This is a genomic window from uncultured Acetatifactor sp. (genome assembly GCF_948601915.1).
Lineage (GTDB): Bacteria > Bacillota > Clostridia > Lachnospirales > Lachnospiraceae > Acetatifactor.
In genome coordinates this window covers 1-10924 of record NZ_CAPDXS010000163.1, presented here as the reverse complement: position 1 = coordinate 10924, position 10924 = coordinate 1, and the positions used below count along the sequence as shown (strand labels likewise).

Sequence of the window (10924 nt, the reverse complement as noted above, 5' to 3'; positions counted from 1 at the left end):
GGTCTCAATCCATCTGGTTTCCGCCTGCTTATACTCCCCCCAGTAATAGGCACGGAGAGGTTCCGCATTCCGACCGTAGATGGACCTGCGGATCTCCCAGCTGCTGCACTCCGGGTTCCGGCAGTCCCCTTTCCGGTACTTGCGGTATCCCCGGAACTCCCGGATCATGAACCCGTCCTCGCACCTCTGTATCAGGTACATCTCATCCCTCTCTGTCATGACCGTGCCGGCTTTCCCCAATGCCTTGAATGTGACCGCATGGCGGCAGCGCGGACAGCGTCCGGCCTTGTTATGGCGGGGCTTCCTAATCCCCACATCTTTTTCACAGAAGGTACAGTACCCTGTCTCTGCCCCTTTCCTGTCGTACTGGTAGAAAATGTAGTTCTCCGTGATCCCCACTTTTTTCACCCACCGCTCCCAGTCTTTGGGCAGGTCCGGCGTCTGCTCCAGATCCAGGTCCCATGGATCCGTCTCCCTTTTATGGCGCTGCTTCAGCTCGTCTGCGCGCACTTTCAGCTGGTACTCCAGCAACCCTTTATAGCCGCCATGCTCCACGCCCAGGTAGTCCCTAACAAGCTTATCCCCCTGCCTGCTCATCCACTTCTTTTCAGAGCGGCAAACGGAATACGGCCAGGGCAGCATGTCGAGCTTTGCTTTCAGCCACCTGCCCAGCCCCCGGTCATAGGTGAGGAATTTCCCGGCTGCCTTATCTACATACAGCTCATAAGCGGGCATCCTGCCTCCCGCCCTCATATGCTGTGGAAAGAAGAAAGCCACCTTCAGCAGACCGTCCAGTATCTGGCAGCGCATATACAGCCCATATTGGTAGACCTCATAAAAGCTTGTGCCTTCCCAGCAGTACCCTGTCTTCCTCACAGGCTGGTCCGACTCTGCCAGCTTCATCATCTTAGGGGTAGCCGTCAGGACTCTGGATTCCAACAACTCCTTTTTCTTCATATCAGTGCCACCTGCCTTTCCTTCAGGTCAGTGCCATACCAGGTATCTTCCATGACCCCACTGCCATCCACCTGCGTTAGGCCAATCTGAACAATGTGCCCGCTCACCGGGTCTTCCTTCGCAAATGCAAGGATATCGCCGCACTTCCCGCAGGCTACCGGGTCGATTCCCCTTACCACTGCATATCCGCGGGATGCCTCCGCCCTGTCCCTTGACACATGGCCGCTCCATTCCCGCCGGGGATGGTCGGCCATGAATGCCAGGCTGTGGAGGAAGAAATCCCTCTTTGTCAGCTTCTGCAGTACCGTCAGCTCCGTGCAGGAGATTTTGGTGTCGCTCCCGTCTTCGTCTATGTCCCCGCCGGCATCCACAATATAATATTCCGCATTGTCCATGTCGGAATAATAGGTGAGGCAGTCCAGTGGGTTCTCCGCACAGTGGAAGCCATTCTCACTGTAGTTCGCTCTCTCCGTCCTGTTGAGGCCCATCATGAACCGGTATCCCCGGCAGGTTAGCCCGTTCCCAAACGCTTTGTACGCTATCATTCTTTTTTCACCTCCCGCGATGTTCGTTCAGCCTGCTTTTTCCACGGATGCCAGCATATCCTCAAACGACATCTGCTCCATGAGGGACATCTGGCCGTCACCGGCAGGCTTTTTATTTTCCGACTTCTTTTCCGCTGGTTTTGCTGCTGCAGGTTTCTTTGCAGCGGATTTCTTAGTGCCGGTTTTCTTTCCTTTGGAACTGGATGCAGTCCTTCCCGCATAGGGCTTCGGGACGAACTTCTCTTCCTCCTCTTTATCCTCCTTCACGTCCATGGTACGGAAATATTCCTCCGCCCAGTGGTAGCAGAGGCCGTCCGGGATGTCGGCAGAATAACATGGCGTATCCCTTCCCGGCTCTATCCCGTCCGCTTTCATCTCATCCTGCACATACTCATATGCTTTCCGATTGATGTACTGGAAACAGCGCACCATGTTCTTCTGGGGGAGCATCACCTGCTGTGCGAACCCCTCATCTTCCATGCACGCAGTCTGGATGTATTCGGAGACGCATTCCTTCATATTGCGGCGCGTCAGCTTCTCCGTGTCGGCCTCCACCCTCTTCATGGATTCCGATACCAATTCCTCCGCACTCATAGACTTGATCCGCTCCAGCTGTGCTTTTACCGCTTCTTTCTTTGCCTGCTGCCTGACTTCCCACTCCGACTTCCTCTTCGCCTCGGATGCCTCGTGCTCTGCCTGCTTCCGTTCCTCCTCGGCTTCTGCCTCATCCGTTTCCACGGCATCCTTTTTCATGGGGCTGGTTCCTCCATCATCTTCAACGCTGCCGTCACCTCCTATCCTATACCCGCATCCCGAATCCTGACGCTCTGTCTCTTCTATCACAGGGATGCTCTCCTCTCCGCCTGTGTCCATCCAGTCAGGCTCCATAGGGTATCCAGTCTGCCCTTCATCAGCATCAGCGTCATCAAAAGGGCTGTATTCTGTCACGGCAAAACCATCCTGGAGCACATCCGTGCCCCTAAGATATCCATCCTGTATGCCCTCACGGCCTTCGTATGGCAAAGGCATATCCTCTCTGTCCTGTCCGATATTTATTGCCACAAAGTTATCCATATCTGCCTCCTTCCTCTAAACCAGATAAAACCGGCCCATATGCCTGCTTTTTAAGGAACACCTGAATTGGTTTAATATATTTCACCCTTCTCCATATCAGCCCACCTCTCATCTTCGCTCATTACCTCTTCCGATCCTAAAACATTGTAGCCAAACTCCACATCATCCGGCATGGACCAGCGCACCATATCCTCCACATTGTCCCCATATTCATTTTTTACGGTATCTTCATCAGCAATGACCAACATCGTCACTATATATTCTTTCATTTCTTCTCCTTTCCACAGTTTCATATCCGGCTTTTTTACCGTTTATAAATATCTTCTGGATGCCTCCTCTCATTTCGAAGGTTCCCTGTCCTTTGCCAGAAATGGCGAGAACCGTACAGGTTCAAAGCCCGCTCCGTCTACATAAAAATAACGGCGGCCTGCCTCGTCCTTCAGCTCCACCACGTCCGATGGTGCAAGCGGGTGCTCCATGCTTCCTTTCTCTTCCTCCGGCATGCGGCTTCCAAAGCACGCTGAAAGGCGTTTCAGAATCTCAGCATCTGTCCATCCTGCCGGACAGGTAAGCATGGAATCAGCCGCCAGCCTGTACTTCGCCGCCGGGGGCTGTTCATATCCCGCTTTGTACAAATCAAGGATTCCCTTGAAAGCAAAAGGGACTGTCCCCCCTGCTTCAAAGGCAAGCTGGTAGATGCGGAACCTGCAGTCACGCTTCTGGGCATCCAACATCCTTTCCAGCGCCTTCACCCCGTCACGGCAGAAAACGGCATATTCCTCTGCTGTCAGCCCGATCTTCTCCATCATTCTGCTGCCATCGTGTCCTGATACTGGTGTCTTGTTCAGGTTCTTTGCGACTATACTTTCACCATCCTGGCTAGACTCTCTGTTCGAATCACACGCATGCTTCTCCCTGCGCAGGTTCTCCATCTCCTGCTTCATGGCATCCATTCCGCACTGTCCCAACAGGTACTTTTCCTTGAAATTCAGTGCCTCACTGTCCTGCCGGTTTGCCTGCGCCTTCCGTTTTTCCCTCCGCAGGGCAAGCTGCCAGTCGTCAATCCCTTTATAATTCGGGTTCCATGTCAGGCGGCGGCATTCCATCCCGTACTTTCCCGCCATCCGGCATATCTGGGAGCTTCCCCTGGCAGTCATCGCATTGCTGCATTTGTCCATGTCGTAGGCTTCCACCACGATCTCCGTGCCATTCTGCGCCATCAGGGCGAACAGCGGCTCCAGAGGCTTCACATTGTTTGCCCCCGCCACCGCCACAAAGGCCCTGTCCGTCAGGCAGTGGGCGATGTCCGCTTTCAGCAGCCCCTCCGTGACATAAACCGTTCTGGAGAATGGGTCCCCTGCGAAATGCACCGGGCTGCCGGAGGTGACGCCACGGTTCTTAGCCGCCGAGGAGAGCCAGATATATTTTGTCCCGGCTTTCCCCGGCGGGTCATCCTTGTCCCTGAACGGGATGTCCAGCAGAATCTGCATCCCCCTGATGAGTCCGTCAATGCCAATGGCCGGAATCAGGATGCCGGAGGCACGGCTGCTGAACCGGATGGTCCAGTAGCCCTTATCGTGCAGATAGAAACCCGGCACTCCCTCCAGGATGCATCCCTGCCTCTGCAGCCGCTCCGCCAGGGAGCGGCATAGGAAGCCTGGCGGCGTGCTCTTAAAGCCATAGCCGTCAATCTGGGCATCCGTAAGCCCCCGTTTTTCGGACTTCAGGTGTGCCCTGTGGGCAGGCGTCAGGTTCAGCATCCCCAACAGGAGTGAATAGGTCTGATGTACCTGCTGGTCACCGGCACGTTCCGCCTGAGGAATCTCCATATCTGCTTGCAGGTTCATGTATGATGGCCGTGCTTCCGGTTCTTTATTGGTATCTGCACGCACCGACATGGATTCTGGCGCTTTCTTCCCTCCAGCTATATTTGACGTAAAGGGCTCTGCCGCTTTTTGTGGTGCATTAGACAAAGTTCCGCCGCCACTGCCTGCATAAGGCATCCCCTTCCTTTCCGTTCCTTCATACCCCCAGCTAGTGTCCCCTGCCAGAAGGGCATCGCTGATCTCCCGGTAGGCATCCGAGTTGGTGGTATTGTTGAGCCTTGCGTAGAGGGACAGCATACCGCCGCTTTCGCCGCAGTAGTTGCACCGCCAGACGTTTTTTGTGAAATTGATGTTCATCTTGCCCCTGCGGTCCCCGCAGAACGGACAGTCCGTGTACATGCTGTCGGGCTGGCGGCGGCGCACCCTCAGCTGGAGCAGCTCCGCCACGTCCTGAATCCCGAAAGGGAATTCCTGGGGGTAAGGGTCGTCCATCGCCTCTCCCTCCTTTCACTTCTAAAAGGCATATATTTTACCCTCTGCTCATCCGTTCAATCCTCGAAGCTTTCCATTTTCATATCCATCTTCCTTACCTCCCTGACTTCCACGCTGGCTTTCCCGCCAAGCGCTCTTCTTACTTCCGTGCATATCATCTCTGCAAAAGTTTCCATCTTCATCCCACTTATGTCTCCTTTCGTTCCTGTATACGGATAGCTTCCTTTCTTGCCGCTATCGGAGCCACAGCCCCATGGCTGTGGTCCCTGAATGCTGCACAGGATACTGCGTGTAATGCCCATATCCCTCATAGCGGCGTTTTATAGTCAATTGGGCTGTTTCAAATTCAGCTGGCCTTCTGTCCCTCAATGGAGTCCAGCATGACCTGAGCCGCCGCACGGAGGATGTTGTTGGGTCCATCGTACCCTCCATAGCGGTAATACTTTAAGCTGGGAGGGCGCCTCTCCGCCACTTCCGCAATGGTCTGTCCTTTGCTCACGCCCGTGTCTACCACTACCTTTCCGGCCTCTTCCAGTGTCATCAGGCTGACGATCTCCTCCACAGACATGTCCGGCGTATAGCGCGGTGCAGGCTTTCCCTGTGCCGCCTCCCCATTTACGGGCTGTTGGCTTCCCGTGGATACGTCTCCCACAGATCCTGCTGCCTTATTCCCTGCAGCATTTTCTGCAGCTTTGTCTCCGCCGCCTTCCATCGTGCTTTCCGCTGTACCTACGGGAAGCACATTTCCTTTCAGTAATGCCATGGCTTCCTGTATGCTTGACCGGGCATTTCTTTTTTCAGGAGCATCGGTAGAAACCGGCAGGGCATCCTCCGTGGATCTGGCAGCTTCAGACGATGCCTGGCCGGTTTTTCCCATAGGCGGGACGGGCAGGCTGTCCATGGTGCCGGCCGCTCTTTCTGAATCAGGCCGTACTGCCCCTTTGCCCTCCATGGATGCCGGAGGCACCGGGAGCTGGCCGGGTATTTCCTGATGTGCTGCCGACTGAGCCGGCTGGGCTGTCATAGGATTATGTGGCGTCTGGTTCTGCGGCGCAGCCGAAGCAGCGCCGGTATTCCCAAAATACCGCTGTCCCTTTGTAGGCCTATCCCCTGTAGGCTGATCAGGCTTTCCCGGCTTCTCCATGGCATGATTCTGTGTGGCTGCCTGTACTCCTGATATTGTGCTGTCCCTGGCAGTTTCTCCCAACTGGGCACCGCCAGAAGCTGCTTTCCCGGCTGCTGCAGATACCGGAGCCGCAGGTCGAGTCAGGTTCCCATCTCTACCGGGCTCCATTCCCTGCCCCTGCGGCATTATGGGAATGGTCGGCTGTCTATTTCCGGCAGGCGTCACTCCCTGACCTTGCGGCATTACAGTCTGGGCAGCCTTCCCGTTTCCAACAGGCCGTCCGCCCCCCGCAGGCTGCGCCTCCTGCTTCTGGGGCATTACAGGCATAGCGCCCAGGCTGCCTCCAATTGGCTGTACCCTCTGTCCCTGCGGTACTGAAGCCGCAATGGGCTGTCCAGTCCCCGCAGTAGGTGACGTTTTCCCCTGGAATGCTACAGGCAGAACAGGCTGTCTGGTTCCTACAGGCTGGGCCGTCTGACTCTGTGGCATGATGGCTGCATGGGCGGGCTGCCCGGTTCCTGCTGGTGCCGCCTGTCCCTGCGTCATTGCGGCAGTGCGGACTGGCTGTCCGGTTCCTGCCTGTGCATGACCCTGCGGTACTGTAGCTGCCTGTGCAGGCTGTCTGGAACAAGAAGGCTGTGGTCCCTGCGCTGGCACCTTTTTCGTCCCCCCAGAAGCTGATGCCTCAGGGAACGGCCTTACCACGTTTCCGGCATGGCTGGCATTCCTGCCATGCGCCACTGGTCCTGCAGTCCCGGCATTTCCCACAGGAACCTCTAATCCTGCGCTCTGGATATTCCCGGCAGAACCTTTTTCGGTTGCCGCATCCCCAGTGCCGGGATGTACAGGCTTTTCTCCATTTCCTGCCATGCTGCTGTCTGCACACATATCAGCAAACTGCAGCCCGAACCCTGCATCTGTCAATGCCCTGTCCATAGCCTCATCCTGTGCCGCCTGGATATAGCGCACTCCGTTGGCATCCTCCCTTGTACAGCCGGAAACGAAGCTGCTCACCGGCTCTGCATCACTGCAGTCCAGGTAGACCCGGGCCTCAAATACCGCCACCTGCTCTGTAAGGGAAACCCTGTCCGTCTGGAGCCTCCCCTTGGGGTAAGCCAGGCGGAACCACAGCTTCTTGCAGGCAAGGCTGATTTCCAGCCCCTCCTCCCCGGTCATCAGGGAAACGGTACGGACAAGCAGGCCGGAAGGTTCGAAGCCCTCCACCCTGTTAAGCCCTGCCACTGCCGGCATTGTCCCATACATGGTTGCCGAATCTCCATTCTTATTCATTCTTTTAGTCTCCTTCCTTTTTTGATTTGGAATCCTCATATACCTGTGGGCGCATCTGCCTGCCGCATCTGTCCGGCATCGCTACAGCGCCCACCTGTTGCACATTTTAAGCGCCATGGCCATTCCTATTTTCAATGAAAACTGTCGCAGCAACGGCAGGCATCAAAGTGTGCCGAAGCAAAAACCATAAGCCTTTTGCTATAATGCCGTCATATGGCATGGCGACGTCTTGGCCACTGCTCAGCCAGCCGCCTTCAGCCCCTCCGGAAATGCAGGCACCGGGAGTCCGGCGCTCCTGGCAAAGGCTTTATAATAGAGGCGGATGCGCTCCCCAAGGAGGGTGTTGCGCTTACTGATCTCATTGCGGTGGACTGCCATGTGCAGCACCTGCTTCTGCCCCACCAGCACCACCCTCTTCTTTGCACGGGTGATCCCCGTGTACAGCAGGTTGCGGTAGAGCATCACATAATGGGCTTTCAGCAGGGGCATCAGCACGATGTCGTACTCCGAACCCATCCCCTTATGGATGGTGGTGGCATAGGCCAGGCTCAGGTTCGCAAGGTCCTCTAAGCCGTATTCCAGCTGGCGGTCCTCCCCGAAGCCGAGCCCGATGCGCTTCTCCTTCCCTGTGTCCTTGATATAGCGGATGAAGCCAAGGTCGCCGTTGGACACCTTATCCGTGTTCTTTGTCTGCATGATGCGGTCGCCGACCCGGAATGTCTTTGCCCCAAGCTGGATCTCGTCCTCCGTGGAACGGAAAGGGTTCACCACCTCCCGGATGGCGGCATTAAGGTTATCTGCGGATGCCGCCCCGTCTGTCCGGAATGGGGAGAGAATCTGCACATGCTCGATGCCGTTCTCCCTAATCTCGCTGCAGTACCTTTCGATGATGGCCGCTGCCGCCGTCTCCTGGCTCTCGCAGGGCAGGAACTGGAAGTCCTCCCCATAGTAGAGCTTTGTGTTCCCCTCGTTGATGAATTTCGCATTGTGGGCAATGAGGCTGTCCTCTGCCTGCCGGAAAATCACGTCAAGCACCGTCACCGGCACAAGGCCGCACTGGATCAGCTCCCTGAACACGTTCCCCGCCCCAACGCTGGGCAGCTGGTCAGGGTCTCCCACCAGCACCACCTTTGCGTCCTCCTTCAGCGATGTAAAAAACTTGCTGGCAAGCCACATGTCCACCATGGAGAACTCGTCTATTATGACCAGGTCCGCGTCCAGTGTGTCCGCATCTTTCCGCATCCTCTCCCCGTCCTCCTCGCTGGCAAGCTTGAGCCCGCTGTGGAGGGTGCATGCCCCCAGGAATCCGGTGCTCTCCGCCATGCGGCGGCTGGCACGCCCGGTGGGCGCCATCAGGGAGATCTTCTTTTTCGGGAACAGCTTCCGGTAGGCCGCAATGATCACTTTCAGCACCGTGGTCTTGCCCGTGCCGGGGGAGCCGGTGATGATGGACAGGTTATACTGGAATGCCGTCCTCACTGCCGCCTCCTGCTTTGCCGCTGTCTGCAGCCCCAGTTCCGACTTCACGGATGCAAGGACGGTATCCAGATTCCCCTCCACTGGGAGGTTCACTGCCAGACGTTTTGCGACCTCACGGGCGGTGGCGTCTTCCTGAGCGAATGCCGCCGGGGAATAGATGCATCCTTTCGCGGAGACTATCTTCCCACCTAAGATCATTTCCTCCAGCGCTTTTTCCACCTCGCTTTCCCGGACACGCATCTCCGGCAGGGGTGCCATCTCATTCAAGAGCCTCAGGGCCTCCTTGTGCAGCTCCTCTTTTTCAAGGTAGAGGTGGCCGCCGTTTCCCTTCGCCTCTGTCAGTGCGCAGTGCAGCGCCCCTTTTACCCGCATGGGGTCATGGGGGCGGTTGTCCGTCTTCCGCACGATGGCGTCCACCCGCCGGAAGCCGAAGCCCGGCATCAGGCAGAGCTCAAAGGGGCTCTTCCGCAGGATGTCCAGACAGGCCGGGCCAAAGTAGTCGTAAATCTTCTGCGCTGTTTTTGGGGGCAGCTTAAAGGGAGCCAGGAGCACCAGGATATCGCGGAGCATCCTGCTCTCCCTATAAGAGTCCCTGATGTCCTGAAGCCTGTTCTCCGTGATGCCCCGGACCTCCAACAGCCGCTCCGGGCTCTTCTCCAGAATGTCCAGCGTGCCCACGCCGAACCGGGCCACAATCTGGGCGGCAGTCTTCTCCCCGATGCCTTTTATCAGCCCGGAACCCAGGTAGGCCAGCACCCCCTCCTCTGTCTTCTGCACGATCTCATGGCACTGCTCCACCTGGAGCTGCATGCCGTATTTCCCGTCCACCCATTCCCCCTCCAGCTCCAGTTCCACCGCATCCGTCATGGGGATGCCGTAGCCCACGGCCGTGAAATGGATCAGGTGGTCCCTGTACCTCCTTTTGTCCCTGGCCTGTGCCGGGACGGAGGTGTCGGCTGTCTTTACCGACACGATGCAGTACTTGTTCGCCGGGTTGGAGAATATGGTACTTTCATACTTCACTCTGTAGCCCATTCTTTACCTCCTTATGTCTCTTCTTCCCGGTTCTGCTTCATGCGGCTTCCCCGGCATCGCTGGCCTTCACATGGAACTTCCGGAATTCCGATATGGTGACGAACTGCTCGTAAATCTCCGGGTACAGGAGCTTCAGCCTCGCCATGTCGTCCTTCTCGATTACAGGTTTACGGACGGGGTTATAGGTCACGGTATAGCGCCTGCCATCCCTGTCGCAAATCGCCGTGCAGCTCCTCCCCATCTCTGCCACCAGTATGGCCTGCAGCCTCTGGATGTCGTCCTTCAGCTTCTTCGTGTCCTTCTCCGAGTCCTTCTTTTCCTCCTGGAGCCGGAGGTAGCGCATCAGGTTGGATGCCATCTGCCCCTCCAGAGGGACTGTAGGCAGCCCTTTGTCTGCCGGGCCGCAGTAGCGGCAGAGGCTCTCCAGGATCACGTCCCCATCCTCCAGATAGGGCGGCGGCACTTTTTTCTGTACATGGCCTTCCCAGAACTGCCGCTCCAGGAATATCATTTCCTCCTCATAAGCGGCATCCCTGCGGAGCTCCCGGATGATGGTCTCGTCCTCCGTGTTGCCGTAGAGGCAGCAGAAGAATACACGGTCGATGTCCGTCACTGCCATGTAATGGCGTCCCTGGGCCTCATAGTAGGGCGGCACGGTTTCCATTCCGTCCCTCCACCAGCGCCCTTTCGCATTGTAGTTTGTGGTCTTGATCTCCAGGATGGCTTTCGTTCCGTCCGGCATGGTGATGAAGCTGTCTACATCTGCCAGCATGAAGCGGTGGGCAGGGTGCTGGAACATCTTCTTCACCTGATAGACCTCGAACCCGGTCTTATGCCGGAAGATTTCTGCCACCAGGCCCTCCAATAAGTTCCCCATCTCCATGGCCACCCAGTTTCCCTCGTACCCTTCCACTTCCGCTATGCCCAGCTTGTCATAGTAGACGTCCCTTGCCGTGCGGAAGGGAGAGATGCCCATGATGGCCGCCACATCGCTGCCACCAATCCCTAAGCGGCGGTATTCCAGCCACTGATTCCGGGACAAGCTTTCTGTCTCCGTCAGCACAAGGGGGCTGTACCTTTTCCTCTCCTGTGCGGTCTCT

General features: G+C 56.8%; 8 protein-coding genes and 1 pseudogene. All 9 read right to left on the bottom strand.

Going from position 1 to position 10924, the window contains the following annotated elements; translation table 11 throughout:
• Positions 1-957 (bottom strand): annotated as a pseudogene (locus tag Q2B33_RS20760) (hypothetical protein); the annotation flags it as partial.
• Entirely contained in the window at positions 954-1502 is a 549-nt protein-coding gene (locus tag Q2B33_RS20755; protein WP_300784027.1) for a hypothetical protein, read from the bottom strand. The gene Q2B33_RS20755 and the pseudogene Q2B33_RS20760, both read right to left, overlap by 4 nt.
• Before the next feature lie 27 nt (positions 1503-1529).
• Positions 1530-2576: a Cas9 inhibitor AcrIIA9 family protein gene (locus Q2B33_RS20750; protein WP_300784029.1), complete on the bottom strand. Its 1047-nt coding sequence runs from the start codon at positions 2574-2576 to the stop codon at positions 1530-1532.
• A gap of 71 nt (positions 2577-2647) precedes the next feature.
• The gene (locus tag Q2B33_RS20745) at positions 2648-2869 is read right to left on the bottom strand and encodes a hypothetical protein (RefSeq protein ID WP_300815891.1); all 222 of its coding nucleotides are present in this window, start codon (positions 2867-2869) and stop codon (positions 2648-2650) included.
• A 45-nt stretch (positions 2870-2914) separates the two neighbouring features.
• On the bottom strand, positions 2915-4894 hold the full coding sequence (locus tag Q2B33_RS20740; RefSeq protein ID WP_300784033.1) for a YodL domain-containing protein: 1980 nt from the start codon (positions 4892-4894) through the stop codon (positions 2915-2917).
• Between the two features lie 56 nt (positions 4895-4950).
• The gene (locus tag Q2B33_RS20735) at positions 4951-5076 is read right to left on the bottom strand and encodes a hypothetical protein (RefSeq protein WP_300784035.1); all 126 of its coding nucleotides are present in this window, start codon (positions 5074-5076) and stop codon (positions 4951-4953) included.
• A gap of 164 nt (positions 5077-5240) precedes the next feature.
• Positions 5241-5546 (bottom strand): hypothetical protein, encoded by a 306-nt coding sequence (locus Q2B33_RS20730; RefSeq protein ID WP_300819787.1) that lies wholly within the window; start codon positions 5544-5546, stop codon positions 5241-5243.
• 2004 nt (positions 5547-7550) lie between these two features.
• Positions 7551-9824, bottom strand: a complete 2274-nt coding sequence (locus Q2B33_RS20725; RefSeq protein WP_300784039.1) for an ATP-dependent RecD-like DNA helicase — start codon at positions 9822-9824, stop codon at positions 7551-7553.
• Between the two features lie 37 nt (positions 9825-9861).
• A partial coding sequence (locus tag Q2B33_RS20720; protein ID WP_300823110.1) for a YqaJ viral recombinase family protein occupies positions 9862-10924 on the bottom strand: 1063 nt, incomplete at its 5' end.

Excerpts from the sequence above, each read along its gene's own strand:
- Q2B33_RS20755 (WP_300784027.1), bottom strand. The coding sequence starts at position 1,502 with ATGATAGCGTACAAAGCGTTTGGGAACGGGCTAACCTGCCGGGGATAC.
- Q2B33_RS20750 (WP_300784029.1), bottom strand. The coding sequence starts at position 2,576 with ATGGATAACTTTGTGGCAATAAATATCGGACAGGACAGAGAGGATATG.
- Q2B33_RS20745 (WP_300815891.1), bottom strand. The coding sequence starts at position 2,869 with ATGAAACTGTGGAAAGGAGAAGAAATGAAAGAATATATAGTGACGATG.
- Q2B33_RS20740 (WP_300784033.1), bottom strand. The coding sequence starts at position 4,894 with ATGGACGACCCTTACCCCCAGGAATTCCCTTTCGGGATTCAGGACGTG.
- Q2B33_RS20735 (WP_300784035.1), bottom strand. The coding sequence starts at position 5,076 with ATGAAGATGGAAACTTTTGCAGAGATGATATGCACGGAAGTAAGAAGA.
- Q2B33_RS20725 (WP_300784039.1), bottom strand. The coding sequence starts at position 9,824 with ATGGGCTACAGAGTGAAGTATGAAAGTACCATATTCTCCAACCCGGCG.